The 17,786-nt window shown below is 61.6% G+C and carries 14 protein-coding genes; 6 read left to right on the top strand and 8 right to left on the bottom strand.

The window, feature by feature from the left end:
• Nucleotides 1-201: 201 nt before the first annotated feature.
• The gene (uvrD, locus tag AUK77_RS13675) at nucleotides 202-2,406 is read right to left on the bottom strand and encodes a DNA helicase II (RefSeq protein WP_296130542.1); all 2,205 of its coding nucleotides are present in this window, start codon (nucleotides 2,404-2,406) and stop codon (nucleotides 202-204) included.
• 333 nt (nucleotides 2,407-2,739) lie between these two features.
• Here uvrD and AUK77_RS13670 point away from each other — a divergent pair, with 333 nt between their 5' ends.
• The 3 genes from AUK77_RS13670 (at nucleotide 2,740) to AUK77_RS13660 (ending at nucleotide 7,779) form a co-directional block, all read left to right on the top strand.
• Complete coding sequence (locus AUK77_RS13670) at nucleotides 2,740-5,622, top strand: EAL domain-containing protein (protein WP_296130540.1); 2,883 nt, start codon at nucleotides 2,740-2,742, stop codon at nucleotides 5,620-5,622.
• 66 nt (nucleotides 5,623-5,688) lie between these two features.
• Nucleotides 5,689-6,957, top strand: a complete 1,269-nt coding sequence (locus AUK77_RS13665; RefSeq protein ID WP_296130539.1) for an MFS transporter — start codon at nucleotides 5,689-5,691, stop codon at nucleotides 6,955-6,957.
• 147 nt (nucleotides 6,958-7,104) lie between these two features.
• Nucleotides 7,105-7,779 carry a hypothetical protein gene (locus AUK77_RS13660; protein WP_296130537.1) on the top strand — a complete coding sequence of 225 codons (675 nt, stop codon included), beginning with the start codon at nucleotides 7,105-7,107 and terminating at the stop codon, nucleotides 7,777-7,779.
• 55 nt (nucleotides 7,780-7,834) lie between these two features.
• On the opposite strand, the gene zwf is transcribed toward AUK77_RS13660, so the two are convergent.
• Nucleotides 7,835-9,322: a glucose-6-phosphate dehydrogenase gene (gene zwf, locus AUK77_RS13655; protein ID WP_296130535.1), complete on the bottom strand. Its 1,488-nt coding sequence runs from the start codon at nucleotides 9,320-9,322 to the stop codon at nucleotides 7,835-7,837.
• A 112-nt stretch (nucleotides 9,323-9,434) separates the two neighbouring features.
• Between zwf and hexR the strand changes: the two genes are divergently transcribed.
• The 3 genes from hexR (at nucleotide 9,435) to AUK77_RS13640 (ending at nucleotide 11,803) form a co-directional block, all read left to right on the top strand.
• Complete coding sequence (gene hexR / locus AUK77_RS13650) at nucleotides 9,435-10,301, top strand: transcriptional regulator HexR (RefSeq protein ID WP_296130534.1); 867 nt, start codon at nucleotides 9,435-9,437, stop codon at nucleotides 10,299-10,301.
• 181 nt (nucleotides 10,302-10,482) lie between these two features.
• Nucleotides 10,483-10,692 carry a PA3496 family putative envelope integrity protein gene (locus AUK77_RS13645; RefSeq protein ID WP_296130532.1) on the top strand — a complete coding sequence of 70 codons (210 nt, stop codon included), beginning with the start codon at nucleotides 10,483-10,485 and terminating at the stop codon, nucleotides 10,690-10,692.
• A 100-nt stretch (nucleotides 10,693-10,792) separates the two neighbouring features.
• A complete protein-coding gene (locus AUK77_RS13640; RefSeq protein WP_296130530.1) occupies nucleotides 10,793-11,803 on the top strand; it encodes an Ldh family oxidoreductase in 1,011 nt (336 codons plus the stop codon).
• Nucleotides 11,804-11,875: 72 nt separating this feature from the next.
• Here the strand turns inward: AUK77_RS13640 and AUK77_RS13635 are convergent, their stop codons facing one another.
• From AUK77_RS13635 to AUK77_RS13610, 6 genes are all read right to left on the bottom strand, one after another.
• Entirely contained in the window at nucleotides 11,876-13,456 is a 1,581-nt protein-coding gene (locus AUK77_RS13635) for an aldehyde dehydrogenase (NADP(+)) (RefSeq protein WP_296130528.1), read from the bottom strand.
• Nucleotides 13,457-13,596: 140 nt separating this feature from the next.
• Nucleotides 13,597-14,544 carry a dihydrodipicolinate synthase family protein gene (locus AUK77_RS13630; RefSeq protein WP_296130526.1) on the bottom strand — a complete coding sequence of 316 codons (948 nt, stop codon included), beginning with the start codon at nucleotides 14,542-14,544 and terminating at the stop codon, nucleotides 13,597-13,599.
• A 148-nt stretch (nucleotides 14,545-14,692) separates the two neighbouring features.
• Entirely contained in the window at nucleotides 14,693-15,724 is a 1,032-nt protein-coding gene (locus AUK77_RS13625) for a proline racemase family protein (protein ID WP_296130524.1), read from the bottom strand.
• A 10-nt stretch (nucleotides 15,725-15,734) separates the two neighbouring features.
• A complete protein-coding gene (locus AUK77_RS13620; protein WP_296130523.1) occupies nucleotides 15,735-16,457 on the bottom strand; it encodes an amino acid ABC transporter ATP-binding protein in 723 nt (240 codons plus the stop codon).
• The gene (locus tag AUK77_RS13615) at nucleotides 16,450-17,100 is read right to left on the bottom strand and encodes an amino acid ABC transporter permease (protein WP_296130522.1); all 651 of its coding nucleotides are present in this window, start codon (nucleotides 17,098-17,100) and stop codon (nucleotides 16,450-16,452) included. Before AUK77_RS13615 ends, AUK77_RS13620 begins: the two co-directional genes overlap by 8 nt.
• Before the next feature lie 10 nt (nucleotides 17,101-17,110).
• Entirely contained in the window at nucleotides 17,111-17,776 is a 666-nt protein-coding gene (locus tag AUK77_RS13610; RefSeq protein ID WP_296130521.1) for an amino acid ABC transporter permease, read from the bottom strand.
• Nucleotides 17,777-17,786 lie beyond the last annotated feature (10 nt).

The following is a 17,786-nucleotide window of genomic DNA, read 5'->3' as shown; positions in this document are numbered from 1 at the left end:
CAGGCACCCGAAAAAGCATCGCGGGCATGGCCCGCTCCTACGGTCTGTCGTAAAGCGCCTGCAGCGCGTAGCCCGGATGCAATCCGGGGGCGGGTTCAATGGCTTACATCGCTCCCGGATTGCATCCGGGCTACCGGTCTTAAACGTTACAGGGCGTAGGGTGTATGGCCTGCAACCTACGATAAGCACTCCGGCCGGTTGTTACAGCGCTTGCAGCTTGGCGTAGCTGAGCATTAACCATTTGCTGCCTTCGCTTTCGAAATTCACCTGTACCCGCGCTTGTGCGCCGGAACCTTCGAAGTTGAGGATGGTGCCTTCGCCGAACAGTGAATGCTGCACGCGCTGACCCAGGTTGAAACCGGTATCCGGCACCGCGCTGCCAGCGAACATACTGTCGCCACTCATGCTGTTGCCGCCCATGTTGCGACTCACCGCGCCAAAGGGGCGGCTGACGCTGTTGCTCAGGCGTACTTCCTGAATCAGCTGCGGCGGAATCTCGCGGACGAAGCGCGACACCTTGTTGTAGGTCTCGCTGCCATACAGGCGACGGGTTTCCGCATAGGTGATGACCAGCTTACGCATGGCGCGGGTGATGCCGACGTAGGCCAGACGCCGCTCTTCTTCCAGGCGGCCGGGCTCTTCCAGGCTCATCTTGTGCGGGAACAGGCCTTCTTCCATGCCCACCAGAAACACCTGCGGGAACTCCAGGCCTTTGGCGCTGTGCAGGGTCATCAGCTGCACGCTGTCTTCGTTCTCGGCAGCTTGGGTGTCACCGGCCTCCAAGGAGGCGTGGGTGAGGAAGGCTTGCAGCGGAGTCATGTCTTCGCCTTCGTCGTTGTCGAAGGTGCGCGCGGCGCTGACCAGTTCTTCCAGGTTTTCCACCCGTGCCTGGCCCTTTTCGCCTTTTTCCGCCTGGTGGTAGGCAATCAGCCCGCTTTGCTCGATGACCGTCTGGGTCATCAGGTGCAGCGGCATGTCCAGCACCTTGGCCGACAGGTTATTGATCAGTTCGATAAACCCGGCCAGCGCGCCCGAGGCACGGGCGGGCAGGGCTTTGCTGCTGACCATCAGGTGCAGCGCGCCCCACATCGACACCTCATGAGCGCGGGCGTATTCGCGGATGGCTTCGATACTTTTCTCACCGATGCCGCGTGCCGGCACGTTGATGATGCGTTCCAGCGCGGCGTCGTTGCCGCGACCGTCGAGCAGGCGCAGGTAGGCCATGGCGTTTTTGATTTCCGCACGCTCGAAGAAGCGCTGGCCGCCATAAATGCGGTACGGAATTTTCTCGCGCAGCAGGGCTTCTTCGAGCACCCGCGACTGAGCGTTGGAGCGATAGAGAATGGCGATTTCGCTGCGCTTGAGGCCGTCTTTGCGCAGGGCGTCTTCGATGGACTCGACCACGTAGCGGGCTTCGTCGTGCTCGTTGAACGCGGCGTACAGGTTGATCGGCTCGCCGTCGCCGTCTTCGGTCCACAGTTCTTTGCCCAACCGGCCTTGGTTGTTGGCGATCAGCGCGTTGGCGGCCTTGAGGATGCCCGCGGTGGAGCGGTAGTTCTGCTCCAGGCGGATCACTTCGGCATCGCTAAAGTCGTCAGAGAACTGCTGGATGTTCTCGATTTTCGCGCCGCGCCAGCCGTAGATCGACTGGTCGTCATCACCCACCACCATCAAGCTGTCGCCGCCCTTGGCGAGCAGACGTAGCCAGGCGTATTGCACGGCGTTGGTGTCCTGAAACTCGTCGACCAGGATGTGCCGGAAGCGCCGCTGGTAATGCTCCAGCAGGCCTGGCTTATCGCGCCACAAATCGAGCGCGCGCAGCAGCAGTTCGGAAAAGTCGATGACCCCGGCGCGTGCGCAGGCAGCCTCGTAGCCTTCATAGATTTTCAGCATGGTGGCGAGGAACAGGTCGCCGCCGGGCTGGATGTTCTTCGGCCGCAGGCCTTCATCCTTCTGCCCGTTGATAAACCACTGCGCCTGTTTTGGCGGCCAGCGTTGTTCATCCAGACCGAGGTCGCGGATCACCCGTTTGACGATGCGTTGCTGGTCGTCGGAATCGAGAATCTGGAAGTTCTCGGCCAGGCCGGCTTCCTGCCAGTGCGCGCGTAACAGACGATGCGCCAAGCCGTGGAAGGTACCCACCCACATGCCGGCCGGGTTCTGCCCAAGCATCTGCTCGATGCGGTGGCGCATTTCGGCGGCGGCTTTGTTGGTGAAGGTCACCGACAGGATGCTGTGCGGCGAGGCCTGCTCGATCTGGATCAACCAGGCGATGCGGTGCACCAGCACGCGGGTTTTACCGGAGCCAGCACCGGCCAGCACCAGTTGGCGGCCCACGCGTGCGGCTACTGCCTGGCGTTGGGCATCGTTTAGTGAAGCAATCAGGAGTTCGGGATCATTGTGCATCGCGGCATTCTAGGGGGCTGCGTCAGGCAGGGCAAACAAGGCCGTGGTGCGTGATGCGCTTTGCTGGGTTTGGGCCGCTTGTGCCCAGCCTCACCCCACCCGCTTCTTTCCCTTAAAGCTCAGATGCGTGCAAAAACGCAGGCGGTTATCAGTAAGGGCGCGCAGGTTTACGGGGTGATTGATGAGTCAGCTGTGCAGGTTGAGTGGGCCTGTACTGCGCCCATCAAAAGTTAGGCTTCCGGGCTGTTAATTCGCATACGTACAGCTTGGACGATGCGTCTAGCTCGGGTATGCTGGCCCGATATTTAGGCAACCACTATAAGAAAATCGCCTATGACTGCATCACCTGATTTTGCTCAGGTTAATGGCGTTAAGCCGACTTCCACGCAGGAAGTAACGCGGCTATTTGCCACCGACATTGCCGCCGAGCGCACCCGTATGCTGTACCAGGGTTCGCAGGTACTGACCCTCTTTATGCTGCTCTGCGGTGTGGCCTGTGCCTTTTTGTTGTGGGGCACTTTGCCTGCGCCGCTGCTGGTTGGCTGGTCCATATGGCTGGTCATTCTGGCCGTGCTGCGCCTGGTGCAGGTGCGCGCGTTCAACCGGGCCTTGCCCAGCCAGCAGGCCGAACAGCGTTGGCGTCAGTTGTTTTTGCTGGGTTCGGCTGTCAGTGGGCTGACCCTGGCGTTTGCCGCGATTTTCCTAGTGCCGGGCCATGTGTTTTTCCTGCAGGCGTTGGTCTATGGGCTGATCGCGGCGGCCATTCTCTCGGCCAGCGTGGCTTATGCCATCAGCCTGACGGCTTTCCTGAGCTTTGCCTTGCCTTGTCTGGTGCCGGCCTTGGCGTTTCTGCTGCTCAGCGACAGCCCCTTGCAACAAGGCTGGGGCCTGATGGGCAGCATTCTGCTGGTGGCCTTGCTGGTGGTGGCTTGGCAGGTCAATCGGCTGGTGCATCGCAGCTTGTTGCAGCAGTTTCAGAACCGGGCGTTGATCAGTAACTTGGAACACGCCAAACAGCAGGCTGAAGGGTTTAACAGCGAACTGGCGCATGAGGTGGAGCAGCGTTGCCGCGCCGAGGGCGAATTGCGTCAAGCCCATGATGAGCTGGAGAGGCGCGTGGCTGAGCGCACCCAGAAACTGGATGAAACCACCGTTGCCCTGAGTAAAAGCCGCGCACGGCTGACCCTGGCCATTGAAGCCAGCGAGCTGGGCCTGTGGGACTGGGACCTGCAAAGCGATGCGGTGCACCACTCGCGCCTCAAGGAGATTTTTGGCCTGGAGCCGCACGAGGTGCAGGTGATGCTGCGCGACCTGACTCCACGCCTGCACCCGGATGACCTGCCGGTGCTGCGCCAGGCCCTGATTGAACACATGAAAGGGCGCAGCGACGACTATCGCGTTGAATACCGCATCAAGCACGCCGACGGCCACTGGGTGTGGATCGAAGACCGTGGCCGCGCCGTTGAGCGTGATGCCGACGGCCGCGTGTTGCGTATGCTCGGCACGCGGCGTGATATCAGTGCGCGCAAGGCCGAGGAACAGCAGCATCAATTGGCTGCCACGGTGTTTGAAGCGGCCAGCGAAGGCATCGTCATCCTCGACCCGAACTACCGGCTGCTGTCGGTCAACCAAGCCTTCAGTGACGTCACCGGCTATCGCCTGGACGAGGTCGTCGGCAAGAGTGTGATCAGGCTGGCGAGCAGCGATGACAGCCGCCGGCAGTACCAACTGATCCGCCTGGAGCTGGAAAAAACTGGCTCCTGGCGTGGCGAACTGATCGAAACGCGGAAAAACGGCGAGCTCTATCCGCAATGGCTGCAACTCAATCTGGTGCGTGATTCACGCGGGCTTGCCAGCCATATCGTCGGCTTCTTCGCCGACCTCTCCGCGCGCCGTGAAGCTGAAGAGCGTCTGCGTTACCTCTCGCATTACGACGAACTGACCGGCCTGGCCAACCGCAGCTTGTTCAAAGAACGGCTGCATGAAGCCAGCCAGCGTGCCCGGCAAAGCGGCCGCAGCATTGCCCTGCTGCACATTGATCTGGATCGCTTCAAATTACTCAACGACAGCCTTGGCCATGAAGTCGCCGACCAGTTACTGCGTCAGGTCAGCCGCCGCTTAAGCCAGGCCGTGCCAGAAGCCGATACCTTGGCGCGCTTGTCCGGCGATGAATTTGCCATTCTGCTCGACAGCTACGGCAGCCTCTCCAGCCTGGCGCGCACTGCCAGCCGGCTGCTGAGTAAAATACGCATGCCGATGACCCTGGGCGGGCATGAACTGGTGGTCAGTGCCTCACTCGGCATTAGCCTGCTGCCGGATAACGCGCGGGAAATCTCGGCCTTGGTCAGCCAGGCCAACATGGCCATGCAACATGCCAAGCATTTGGGCGGCAATACCTTCCAGTTCTTCACCGACAACCTGCAAGCCTGCACCCTGGAGCGCCTGCAACTGGAAAATCAGCTGCGCAAGGGTATCCACGAAGGGCAGTTGGAGGTGTTCTATCAGCCCAAGTTGTGCCTGGCCACCGATAGCCTCAATGCGGCTGAGGCGCTGGTGCGTTGGCGTCATCCGGAGTTGGGGCTGGTGCCGCCCAGCGACTTTATCGGCCTGGCCGAAGAAACCGGGCTGATCGGAGCCATCGGCGAGATCGTTCTGCGTCAGGCCTGCTTACAGGCGCGCGCCTGGCAGAAACAGGGGCTGGCGCAGATTCGCGTGTCGGTGAACCTCTCGGTGCATCAGTTGCGTCAGGGCAACCTGCTCAGCCTGGTGCGTCAGGTGCTCGATGAAACCGGACTAGAGGCGCAGTTTCTGGAGCTGGAACTGACCGAAAGTCAGCTGTTGGACAACGTCGAAAGCGTCATCAGCACCTTCCGCCAATTGCGTGAACTGGGCGTCAAGTTGGCCATCGATGACTTCGGCACCGGTTATTCCTCGCTCAGCTACCTCAAGCGCTTCCCGGTGGATTACGTGAAGATCGACCAGACCTTTATCCGCGACCTCACCCCCGGCAGCGAAGACGCCGCCATCACCCGTGCCATCATCGCCATGGCCCACAGCCTGGAGCTCAAGGTGGTGGCGGAGGGGGTGGAAACCCAAGCGCAGATGGACTTCCTCAAGACCCAGCGTTGCGACGAGATTCAGGGTTACCTGATCAGCAAGCCGGTGCCGGCCGAACAGTTTGCTCAGTTGTTGCGCGAGCAGGGGGATGACCTCTAGCGTGCAGGCTTGTGTGCGGCGGTGCTGCTCGTTACTGTCGCGCTTTTTTGCCGTGCAGGATCATCCATGCTGCCCACCTCTGCTGCACTGACGGCCCGCCCGGCCAATGCCACCCTGATTCTGTTGGCTTCGTTGTATTGCGCACAGGGCTTGCCAGCGGGCTTGATGGCGCATTCGCTGCCGGTGCTGCTGCGCCAGCAGGGGGTTGATCTGGCGATGATCGGCTTGCTCAAGCTGCTGGCGCTGCCCTGGTTGCTCAAGGTGCTGTGGGCGCCGTGGGTGGACCGTCTGGCGTCGCCGCGGCTGGGCCATCACCGGGGCTGGATTGTGCCGCTGCAGATGAGCGTGATTGCCATTGTCAGCGGTCTGGCGCTGTTCAATCCCGAGCGGCTGTTTGACGCGTATTTCCCGCTGCTGATCGCTTTGTTGCTGCTGATCAACCTGGCCGCCTCGACCCAGGACATTGCCACCGACGGCCTGGCCGTGCGCCTGTTGCCGGAGCGTTGGCGCGGGCTGGGCAACAGCCTGCAGGTGGGTGGCTACAAGGTTGGCATGCTGGTCAGCGGCAGCGGTCTGTTGCTGGCCATGGATACCTTGGGTTGGAACCTCAGTCTGGCGCTGGTCGCGTTGTTGCTGGTGCTGATGACGCTGCCGATCTGGCGGTTTAACGAAAAGCGCGAGTTGCCGTTTCAGCCGGCGCTGGCCGAGCCTGCCGGCCCCGGGCTGTTGCTGCGGCATTACCGGGGTCTGTTGCTGCAGCCCGGCATGCTGTTCTGGCTGGCGGTGTTGCTGAGCTTCAAGCTGGGCGATGCGTTGGGTTCGCCGATGATCAAGCCGATGCTGGTGGATCAGGGCTGGAGCAACGCTGCGTTGGGCCAGCTGACCCTGATCAGCAGCCTGGTGGGGATCGCCGGGGCGTTTGCCGGCGGGCTGCTGTATGCGCGCCTGGGCGTGATGCAGGCGTTGCTGCTGTTTGGCCTGCTGCAAGCGGCCGGCATCGGCGCGATGGCCTTGTTGGTGGACGCCGGCGCGGACACGGCGCGGGTGTACGCGTTGGCGTTGTTTGAGCAGGCGGCCGATGGCATGTCCACGGTGGCCCTGTTCGCCGCGATGATGCGCCAATGCCGGCCTGAGCATGAAGGGGCCGACTTCACCCTGCAGGCCAGTGTGCAACTGCTGCTGGCCGGGCTGGTGGGTGCGAACAGCGGTTGGCTGGCCGAACAGCTGGGCTATGCCGGTTTGTTTGTCGGTGCGGCGCTGCTCGGGCTGTTGGCGTTACCGCTGGTGTGGTTGTACTTCTGGCGTCAGGGCCGGCCGGTACAGCGCGCAGCGTAACCCTACGCCCACCTGCGGCTGTTTCCTCTGTTCCCATTTCGCCGCACTGATGCAGGCCTTGCGCGCCAGTAACTGGCGCAAAGATGGCTGCCTTGTATCAGCGTTCGGGCAATCCTGCGCGCCTGTCTGGACTGATGAGAGGTGCCTATGCCAAAACTTCCGAGCCTGAGTGTGGGGCTGCGCCTGTTGCTGGCGTCGCAAGCCATGGCCCCGCTGAGTGTGAAAGTGGGCATGGTGCAGCAACTGGGCGCGCAGAAGGCTGCGCAGCTGGCCCCGCACATGCCGCCCGAGCAGCTGCGCGAGCTGATCATGGCCATGCCGATTGAGTTTGCGGCAGCGGTGACGGTGCACCTCGATCCCCGCTTGATCCTCGATGCGTACCTGAGCTTGCCAGACAGCCTGCATTTGGACGTGGCCCGGCAGTTATGCGCCGATGGTGAGTTTGCCACCGCGGCACGCTATGCCGAGTGCCTCTCGGCCAAGCAGATCAAGCTGCTGATTTACGGCATCAACGATGTGCAGCACGTCCTGCAAATCGCCCGGCACATCGTCAACTTATCGCTGATCAGCGCCAGTGTTCACAGCTTCTCAACCGGCTATTTATGCCGGCTTACCGAGGCCGCGCTGGCCGATCGCAATCTGCCGGTGTCCGCGCAAGTGCTCAGTGGCCTGTCGTTGGCCCGTCAGGCCGATGTGTGCGCCGGTCTGCAACCCGAAACGCTGCGCCAGTTGCTGCCGATGCTGCTGTTGATCAGCGGCGAAAAGCTGCGTGAGCAACTGTCGGACGTGGTGCTGGAGCGTTTCGAACAGCAACTGGCCTAAGCCTTCTACCCGTTGTGGCGTTTCAGCTAGGCCGCGAATAAAACGGCAACAGCCCCTAGAGCATCCACTGCCGTTCGTGTCGCTCCAGCAGGTTGCTGGCCTGTTCCGGGCCGTCGCTGCCGGCCGGGTAGGGGCGCGGGCTTTGGTAGTGCTGGTCCCAGCCTTTGATGATCGGGTCAACCCAGCCCCAGGCGGCTTCCACCTCGTCGCGGCGCATAAACAGCGTCGAGTCGCCTTCGATTACATCCAGCAGTAAGCGCTCGTAGGCATCCCAGCGGCGCTGTTTGTGGAAGGCGTCCGCCAGGTTGAGGTCCAGCTCCACGGGCTGCAGGTGCATGCCCTTGCCGGGGCTTTTGCCCATCAGTTGCAGGCTGATGCGCTCTTCCGGTTGCAGGCGGATCAGCAGACGGTTGGCTTCGCCGCCGCCGAATAACTGGTGTGGCACCGGTTTGAACTGGATAAGAATTTCCGAGGTTTTGCGTGCCAGGCGTTTGCCGGTGCGCAGGTAAAACGGCACGCCGGCCCAGCGCCAGTTGTCGATCTCGGCCTGCACGGCAACAAAGGTTTCGGTGTCGCTGTCGTTGTCCACGTTCTTTTCGAAGTAGTAGGCCGGCACTTCCTGACCGCCGATCTTGCCGGCGGTGTACTGGCCGCGCACGGTTTTGTCCTGCACATCAAGGCCGCTGATGGGCTTGAGGGCTTCAAGGATTTTCACCTTCTCGTTGCGCACGGCTTCGGCGTCAAAGCGCACCGGCGCTTCCATGGCCACCAGGCAGAGCAGCTGCAGCAGGTGGTTTTGGATCATGTCGCGCATGGCCCCGGCTTTTTCGTAGTAAGCACCACGATTTTCCACGCCGAGGGTTTCGCACACGCTGATCTGCACGTGGTCGATATGCCCGGCGCGCCACACCGGCTCAAACAGCGCGTTGGCAAAGCGCAGCGCCATGAGATTCTGCACCGTCTCTTTGCCCAGGTAATGGTCGATGCGGAACACCCGCGATTCGTCGAACACTGCGCCGATGGCAGCGTTGATCGCTTGTGCGGATTCCAGCGAATGGCCGATGGGTTTTTCCAGCACGATGCGCGTTTTGGGCCCGGCCAGGCTGGCGATCTTCAGGTGCGAGGCAATGTCTTCAAACAGATCCGGCGCGGTGGCCAGGTAATAGATGCGCACACGCTCCGGGTCGTCGCCGAGGCGCTTGGCCAGACGGCCGAAGTCAGCGCTTTGGCTGGCATCCATGGCGAAGTAGTCGAGGCGCGCCGCAAAACCGGCCCAGGTGTCGTTGTCGAAGTCGTTGCGGGCCACCTGGGCGCGGCAATGCCGTTCCGCCAGTGCCTGAAAAGCGCCGCGCGTCAGGTGGCTGCGGGCCAGGGCCAGAATGCGCGTATCACCATGCAAGCGACCGGCGCGATGCAGGTGGTAGAGCGCCGGCAGCAGTTTATGCAGGGCCAGATCGCCGGTGCCGCCAAACACCAGCATGTCGCAGGCAATGCTCAAGGTGGGAACTCCGACTCGGTTTAACCGTGCGAGGCCGGCGGCCATGTAGTATAACTACAAAGCTACTACAACCCCTTGTGCGCCGATCATAACCGAGTCATGCCTGCGAAAGCGGCACGCTTGATGGAATCGTTAGCCAAATGCCGAGCCTAAGCCTGTGAACCTGTTGCAACACATTGCCCAGTCGCGCCCCCTGTTACGCAAATCCGAATTAAAGGTGGCGGATCACGTGCTGCTCGACCCTGCGTCGGTCATGCACAGCTCCATGGCCGAGTTGGCGCACAGCGTCGGCATCAGCGAGCCAACCATCGTGCGTTTCTGTCGGACGATTGGCTGCACCGGTTTTCAGGACCTCAAGCTCAAGTTGGCGCAAAGCCTGGCGGCCGGTGCCAGTTTCGGCCAGTTCGCCATTCACGAAGACGACTCGGTGGCGGACTTCAGCCTGAAGATCTTCGACACCACCCTGCACACCCTGATCGACGTGCGCGAAAAGCTCGACACCCAAGCATTGCAACAGGCCATCGCAGCCATCGCCAATGCCCAGCGCGTGGAGTTTTATGGCTTTGGTGCGTCCGGTGCGGTGGCCGCAGACGCCCAGCACAAGTTCTTCCGCTTGCTGCTCACGGCTGCGGCGTATTCCGACCCGCACATGCAGGCCATGAGTGCGGTGACCTTGAAGCCGACCGATGTGGCCATCTGCATCTCCCAGTCTGGCCGCTCCAAAGATTTGCTGATCACCGCCAATCTGGTGCGTGAGGCCGGCGCCACGTTGATTACCCTGTGCCCGAGCCAAACGCCGTTGGCGGATCTGGCCAGCGTTAACCTGGCCATCGACGTGCAGGAAGACACCGAAATCTACACCCCGCTGACCTCGCGCATCGCCCACTTGGTGGTCATCGACGTGCTCGCCATGGGTGTGGCCATGGCCCGTGGCCCAGGGTTGGTCAACCACCTCAAGAGCGTTAAACGCAGCTTGCGCAGCCTGCGCCTGTCGCCCAAGGCGCACAAAAACAACGACGACTGAGCGCCACCCAGCCCTATAGCCTGAGCATGCCTTGGCGTAACCCAAGGCCGATGGGTTACGCGCCGCCGCCAGGCTTAGGCCCCTCGCTGCTAAATTCATCGCAGCGTTATCGTGCAGCCATCAAAGCGTCATCTAGGCGATCGAAGCTGGTACTCCCTTATTCAGCTTGGGAGTTGCCTCTATGTCTGGTTATCTGGATAAACCGCAGTCTCACGAAAGCAGCGACGCTAAGGCCCGGCGCAAGCTGGTGGATCAACGCCGCATGGAATACCGCCGCGCCATTGAGAGCTATTCCGAGCAGCGGCAGTTGCAACATGAGTTAGTCGACTATCCAGAGTTGCTGGTCTTCAACTACCTCGAGTTGAGCCGCAACATGCAACCCCGGCTGTAAGAGGCTATGCCGAATTCGTCATAGTTCGAGCGCAAGGCGATCAAGTCCGATCCACTGTGATGAGCCACTCTTGAGGTAATTAACTTTAAGGGAGGCTGTTATGCAGCGGTTGACGTTGGTTGAAGCTGAACAACTGGCACAAGCGATTCTGCGCCGACATGGGTTTAGTGACGCGTTTGTTGAAGCCATTGCCGCCACTCTAGTGGCGGGTGAACGCGACGGTTGTGCATCCCATGGGTTGTGGCGTCTGCTCGGTATTGTGCAGACCCTGCGCGCGGGCAAAGTGGAGCCTTGTGCCGAGCCGCACGTGTTTGATCTTGCGCCAGGTTTAGTCAAAGTGGACGCGGCCGGCGGCTTTTCCCAGTTGGCTTTTGCCGCGGGTATGCCGCTGCTGGCGGACAAGGCCCGTGCTAACGGTATAGCCGCTTTGGCGATTAATCACTGTGTGCACTTCTCCGCCCTCTGGGTGGAGTTGGAGACGCTGACCGAGCTTGGGTTGGTGGCCTTGGCCTGCAACCCGACTCAGGCTTATGTGGCCCCGGCCGGCGGCAGTCGGCCCTTGTTCGGAACCAATCCGATTGCCTTTGGCTGGCCGCGCGCTGGGCAGGCCCCGTTTATCTTTGACTTCGCCACAAGCGCTATTGCCAGGGGCGAGATTGAGTTACACCGCCGTTCAGGCGAAGCCTTGCCGGCAGGTTGGGGCGTGGATCGACAAGGACAGCCATGCACGGATGCCGCCAAGGTGTTGGATGAGGGCGCCATGCTGACGTTCGGCGGGCACAAGGGTTCGGCCCTGTCCGCGATGATTGAGCTGATCGCGGGCCCGCTGATCGGTGATCTGACCAGTCTTGAGTCCAGTGCCCATGACGCGGGGAGCAAGGCCCTGCCTTACCACGGTGAACTGATTATTGCCCTGGACCCACAGCGTTTTCTTGGCGACCAGGTTGAGCAGCATTTGGCGCGCGCAGAGGCGTTGTTTGAGGCAATCCAGGGGCAGGGCGCACGTCTGCCATCGCAACGTCGTTACGCTGCTCGTGAACGCAGTCTGGTGCAGGGTGTGCAGCTGGCTCAGCCGCTGTATGACGAACTTATGGCACTACTGGACGAATAAAAAGCAGGGTGTGGCGGGATCGATTGGTTTGCCGACACAGGTCGATTCCCACCACCCCTACTACTCGTTTACCTACAACGCGTCTCGGCTGTTCTGGCCATCCAGCAAGCGCATGATACCCAGCGGATTGGCATTCTTGAGTGCGTCAGGCAGCAGCGTGTCAGGGCAGTTCTGGTAACAAACAGGGCGCAGGAAACGTTCGATGGCCAGGCTGCCTACAGAGGTGCCGCGTGCATCTGAGGTGGCTGGGTAGGGGCCGCCATGAACCATGGCGTCGCACACTTCCACCCCTGTTGGATAACCATTGAACAGAACGCGCCCGACTTTCTGCTCAAGCAGGGCGAGCAACTCGCCGCAACCGGCCAGGTCGTCATCTTCGCCGATCAGAGTCGCGGTCAGCTGGCCTTGCAGACCGGCGAGGGCCTTGTGCAGTTCAGCCGCGTCTGCCGCTTCGATGACGATGCTGGTGGGGCCGAAGACTTCCTCTTGAAGCAATTCATCACGCTGCGTCAGCAGAGCAATATCGGCTTGGAACAGCTGTGGCCAAGCCTGACGCCCTTGCTGCGGTTGGCCCGCCAGGTGGTGGATGGCGGGATGCCCATGCAAGCGTTCGACGCCCTTGGCGTAGCTGGCCAGGGTGCCGGCATTGAGCATGGTCTGCGCTGATTGATCGGCCATCTTGGCGGCAAACGCATGGAGAAAATCGCTGAACGCCGGCGAGCGGATACCGATCACCAGGCCCGGATTGGTGCAGAACTGTCCGCAACCCATGGTCACCGACGCGGTGAGTTCCTCCGCAATCTTCGCACCGCGCGCCTTGAGCGCCTCAGGCAGCACAATCACCGGGTTGATGCTGCTCATCTCGGCAAATACCGGAATCGGCTGTGGCCGCGCTGCCGCCATGTCATACAACGCACGGCCGCCTTTGAGCGAACCGGTGAAGCCAACGGCCTGGATTGCAGGGTGCTTGACGAGCCATTCGCCGACCCCGTTGCCGTAGAGCATGTTGAAGACCCCGTTCGGCATGCCGGTGTGCTGCGCCGCCCGTAGGATTGCGCTGGCCATGTAATCGGCGGTCGCCATATGACCGCTATGGGCTTTGACCACCACCGGGCAGCCGGCGGCCAGCGCTGCAGCGGTATCGCCGCCGGCGGTAGAGAACGCCAAGGGGAAGTTGCTGGCGCCGAACACCGCCACCGGGCCAACGCCGATGCGGTATTGGCGGATATCCGCGCGCGGCAGCGGGTGACGTGCGGGCAGGGCACGGTCGATACGCGCGCCATAAAAATCGCCACGGCGCAGCACGCTGGCGAACAGGCGCAGCTGGCCGCTGGTGCGGCCGCGCTCACCCTGGATGCGCGCGGCCGGCAGTGCGGTCTCGCGGCACACCAGCTGGACGAAGTCATCGCCGAGAGCGTCGATCTCGTCGGCGATGGCGCTGAGGAACTGCGCGCGTTGCTCCGGGCTGACCTGGCGGTAGGTCAGGTAGGCGGCCTCGGCGGCGCGAGCGGCGGCGTCCACCTCGGCCTCGGTGGCTTGATGGAAGCGGTAAGGCAGGGCTTCGCCGGTGGTGGCGTCGAGGCTCTGCAGGATGACCTCACCGCCAGCGCTGCGGCCGCCGGCGATGAAGTTGTGGCCGATGGTAGCGGGCATTGTTAGCTCCTGTTGGGGGCCTAAGCACAGGGACGTAAAGGCCCTGACTGTTCAGTTGAACTCGGCAGACTGCCGGTCAAGGTGGCTATTGCCTGGCGGGTCAGCCGGATGCGCGGGGGCATCCGACCGACGTACCGCGATTAGCCGAGGTTCTGCTCAGCCGACCAATTGGCGTACCACTGGCGGAACAGGGTGTACTGGGTCTCGGCGTAGTGGCGCTGAGCGTCGCTGAGCGCATCGGTCTCGTTGAAATGCAGGGCGTATTCCTGGTCACCGTTGAGCACCAGCAGGTGCTTGTAATACAGAACCAGGTCGCAGCCTTCGTCGAAAGACGACAACACGTTCAGCGCCTCGGACAGTTCTGAGGCTCGGCGGCGGGCAACGGCGTCGCCCTTGGCGGCCTGCTTGCTCAGCTCAACCAACTGCAGCACTTCGCGCGGCAGGGCGTTACCGATACCGGTGATGGCGCCGGTCGCGCCGCAATTGACGAAGCCATGCATCACGTGGGTATCGACGCCCGCCATGAGAATCACTTTCTCATCCTGCGAGGTGATGTGCTCGGCGGCATAACGCATGTCGGCGGCACCGCCGAACTCCTTGAAGCCGATCAGGTTGGGGTACTGACGGCGCAGCTTGAAGAACAGCTCGGCGCGAGTGGCAAAACCGTAGTACGGACTGTTGTAGATCACCGCTGGCAGCGTCGGGGCCGCTTCGAGAATGGCGGCGAAGTGTGCTTCCTGGGCGGCTGGCGAAGCGCCACGGGACAACACGCGGGGGATGACCATCAGGCCATGGGCGCCGACCTTGGCGGCATGGGCCGCATGGGACACGGCTTCGCGACTGTTCACCGCACCGGTGCCGACGATGGTCGGGATGCCGGCAGCCACCAAGCGCGCCACGCCTTCCTGGCGTTCGGCTTCGGTGAGCAACGGCCAGTCGCCCATGGAGCCGCAATAGACCACGGCGCTCATGCCCGCTTCGATCAGCTCGCGGCCTTTGCGCACCAGCGCGTCGAAGTCCGGCTTGCGCTCGGCAGTGCAGGGGGTCATCAGGGCGGGGATGGTGCCGGTGAAGATGGTGTTGCGCATGGTGTGCCTCCTGGGCAGATTAAAAGTATTTCGTATACGAAAATAATTGGCCGTTTTAAGCCCTTGTTTTCATGGGTGTGGGCCTTGGCCCGGTTTAGCGCGCCGCTGAGGCGGCGGTTATCAAATCGGGAGAAAACAGATGGTACGGTTAAGGCTCAACCGGCCAGGTATCCGAGAGGCGGTAGCCTTCGGGCCAGGGGTCGCTCGGGTCCAGCAGATGCTGGTGGACACCGGTGATCCACGCGCGCCCCGTAATGCTGGGAAGAATTGCAGGACGTCCGGCCACTTCGCTTAAGCCTTCGATATGGCAGTGGAACGTTGAACCGATGATCGAGCGCCCAACAAACCGTTCGCCCACCTTCAACTGACCACGGGCATGCAGCACCGCCATACGCGCCGAGCAACCGGTACCGGTGGGCGAGCGATCGACCTTGCCGGGACGGATGACCACCGCATTGGCCGCAGTCAGTACGCCATCCTCCCGTTGCAACGGACCCGCCAGTTGGCAGAAGGAAATGTGTGCCCAGTCCTTGTTCAGCGGATGCACGAAGCCCAGTTGCTCGTTGGCGGCCCGGGTGATCTTCAAGCCGGTGGCGGCAAGGTCAGCGGCTTCATCAGCATTCAGGGAAAATCCCAATGCCTGCGCATCGGCGATGACAAAACTGTCGCCGCCGTAGGCCGTATCCACCGTCAGCGTGCCCAGCCCCTCGACTTCGAGCGGAACACCGAGTTGGTCAGCGAAAGACGGCAGGTTTTTCATCTCAACCCGCTCGACTTTGCCGCCTTGGCAATGGGCCACGATGTGGATGAGCCCGCCCGGGGCTTCCAGACACAGCCGGGTGAGCGGTTCGTGCATCGGTAAAATGCCGGTTTCCAGCAGCACCGTGGCCACGCACAGCGAGTTTGAGCCCGACATGGGCGGGGTATCCGCTGGCTCCATGATGATCCAGGCCATCTGCGCCCGTGGGTCTTTGGCCGGCAGCAGTAAGTTGACGTGACGGAACACGCCACCGCGTGGCTCGTTGAGTACGAAGTTGCGTAATTTCTGGTCTTGCGCGATCCAGCGCGACTGCGCCCACAGTGTGTCGCCCGGCGGCGGCGTTACGCCGCCGACAATGACATCGCCGACTTCGCCCTCGGAGTGGCAGCTGACCACATGAATAATTTTGCTCGAACGCATGTTGGTTTTCTCAGTTGACCGACTTCAGGAAGTCAGCAGTTTCGGCTTTCTGCGGGTTGCCAATGACCTGATCCGGGGTACCAATCTCATGCACCAGGCCATTGCGAAAGAACGCCACGCGGTCGGACACGTCGCGGGCAAAGCGGATCTCATGAGTCACCAGAATCATGGTCATGCCGTCTTCGGCGAGCAGGCGCATGGTATCCAGCACCTCACCGACTAATTGCGGATCAAGCGCACTGGTTGCTTCATCGAACAGCATGTAATCCGGGCTCATGGCCAGTGCGCGGGCGATGGCCATGCGCTGCTGCTGGCCGCCGGAGAGCTTGCCGGGAAAGACCTTGAGTTTGTCCGCCAGGCCCACGTGAGTGAGCTGTTTAACGGCCATGGCTTCGGCGTCCTGTTTGCTCAGGCCGAGCACTTTGCGCGGCGCGAGCATCACATTCTCCAGCACGGTCAGGTGGGGAAAGGCGTTCCACTGCTGGAACACGATGCCGATCTTCTGCCGCAGCCGATTCAGGTCGGTGCCTTTGGCGTGCACCTCGGTGCCATCCACGCGAATGCTGCCGCGCTGGATCGGCTCCAGGCCGTTGATGCACATCAGCAGGGTGGACTTGCCTGACCCGGAACCGCCGATGATCGACACCACCTCACCCTTGTTCACCGTCAGGCTGACGCCCTTGACCACTTCCAGGTCGCCAAAGGACTTATGCACCTTGTCGATTTCAATCATTTTCCTGCCACCTTTTTTCCAGACGGTTACCCAGCTGGGCCACCAGCAAACTCATGAAGTAATAGATAAGACCCGCGATGCAGAGCACCAACAGCGGCTCCTGAATACGGGTGACGACGCTTTGCGAGGTGCGCATCAGCTCGAAGATGCCAATCCACATCACCAGAGCGGTGTCTTTCATCACGCTAAGCGCCAGGTTGAGCCAACCCGGAAAGGCCACGCGCGTGGCCAGTGGCAGCACCACATAGCGCAAGTCCTGCCAGTAGCTCATGCCCAAAGAGCGGCCCGCGCGACGCAGGTTGGCCGGGACGGCCTGAATACCACTGCGCACGATCTCGCTGCAGAAGGCGGCGGCATAAACCCCGAGTACCAGGCAGCCGACGGTAAAGGCGCTGATATCCAGCCCGGCGATACTTTTCATCGAGTTGAACAGGACGAACTGGATCAGCAGCGGCACGCTGCGAAACACATCCAGCACCCAGGCCAGCGGCAAACTGGCTTTGGGCAGGGCGGCGCGTAGCAGGCCGCATATCACCCCGGCCAAGGTACCAATCACCATGGCGGCCGCGGTCAGTTGCACGGTGACCCAGGCGCCCTGAAGCATAAAGAGCAGGTCGCTGGCGGTCAGACTTGTAGAGAACATGACGTGATCCTCAGTAGCGGAACAGCCGCCAGGCCATGAGCCGAGCGCTGAGTACGATGGTCTTGGCGATCAGGTAATAGAGCACTGCTGCCAGGGCGAAGTACTCGAAGGTGCGGAAGGTCTTAACGTTGTAGTCCTGAGTCACACCAGTGAGGTCGTTGTTTAACCCCACGATCACGCCAAGTGATGTCATCAGCACCGCCCAAACCATCTGGTTCGATAGCGGGTGGAAAACGATGCGTAATAGCTGCGGGATGATGATCAGGCGATAGGCCTGGAAGGCGTTCATGCCCAGCGACCGTGCGGCGCGCATCTGAGTCTCCGGTACAGCCTTAAGACCGCCACGGAAGTTTTCCGCCAGATACCCGGCGTTGTTGAAGGTGATACCGGCCAGCAACGCCAACCACGAGCTGACATGCAGGCCGAAAGCGCCCAGGCCGAAGTAGAGGATGTAGATCTGGAACAGCGACGGTGTATTGCGTGCAATTGACACCCAAGTCTCGGCGAAGCCGCGCAGCAGCAGGTTCTCTTGCTGGCGCATCAGCGTCAGCAACAGGGCGATAAACGTACCGATCAGCATCGATAAGGCGGCGGTTTCCAGCGTTACCCAGGCACCAGCCAGCATGTCCGGCAGTGCCTTGAGCGCGACATGCCATTGGAAGTTGTAATCGAACATCAGTGGCGTC

It is taken from the genome of Pseudomonas sp. Ga0074129, from assembly GCA_001465025.1.
In the GTDB taxonomy this organism is placed as follows: Bacteria; Pseudomonadota; Gammaproteobacteria; order Pseudomonadales; family Pseudomonadaceae; genus Aquipseudomonas.
Note: the sequence above shows the minus strand (reverse complement) of the source record. Positions and strands in the feature narration are given on the sequence as shown.

Bases quoted from the DNA above. Each gene is read 5' to 3' on its own strand.
- AUK77_RS13630 (WP_296130526.1), bottom strand. From the start codon at position 14,544: ATGCGCAACACCATCTTCACCGGCACCATCCCCGCCCTGATGACCCCC.
- AUK77_RS13640 (WP_296130530.1), top strand. From the start codon at position 10,793: ATGCAGCGGTTGACGTTGGTTGAAGCTGAACAACTGGCACAAGCGATT.
- AUK77_RS13615 (WP_296130522.1), bottom strand. From the start codon at position 17,100: ATGTTCTCTACAAGTCTGACCGCCAGCGACCTGCTCTTTATGCTTCAG.
- uvrD (WP_296130542.1), bottom strand. From the start codon at position 2,406: ATGCACAATGATCCCGAACTCCTGATTGCTTCACTAAACGATGCCCAA.
- AUK77_RS13665 (WP_296130539.1), top strand. From the start codon at position 5,689: ATGCTGCCCACCTCTGCTGCACTGACGGCCCGCCCGGCCAATGCCACC.
- AUK77_RS13660 (WP_296130537.1), top strand. From the start codon at position 7,105: ATGCCAAAACTTCCGAGCCTGAGTGTGGGGCTGCGCCTGTTGCTGGCG.
- AUK77_RS13620 (WP_296130523.1), bottom strand. From the start codon at position 16,457: ATGATTGAAATCGACAAGGTGCATAAGTCCTTTGGCGACCTGGAAGTG.
- AUK77_RS13625 (WP_296130524.1), bottom strand. From the start codon at position 15,724: ATGCGTTCGAGCAAAATTATTCATGTGGTCAGCTGCCACTCCGAGGGC.
- AUK77_RS13610 (WP_296130521.1), bottom strand. From the start codon at position 17,776: ATGTTCGATTACAACTTCCAATGGCATGTCGCGCTCAAGGCACTGCCG.
- zwf (WP_296130535.1), bottom strand. From the start codon at position 9,322: ATGGCCGCCGGCCTCGCACGGTTAAACCGAGTCGGAGTTCCCACCTTG.
- AUK77_RS13635 (WP_296130528.1), bottom strand. From the start codon at position 13,456: ATGCCCGCTACCATCGGCCACAACTTCATCGCCGGCGGCCGCAGCGCT.
- AUK77_RS13670 (WP_296130540.1), top strand. From the start codon at position 2,740: ATGACTGCATCACCTGATTTTGCTCAGGTTAATGGCGTTAAGCCGACT.
- AUK77_RS13645 (WP_296130532.1), top strand. From the start codon at position 10,483: ATGTCTGGTTATCTGGATAAACCGCAGTCTCACGAAAGCAGCGACGCT.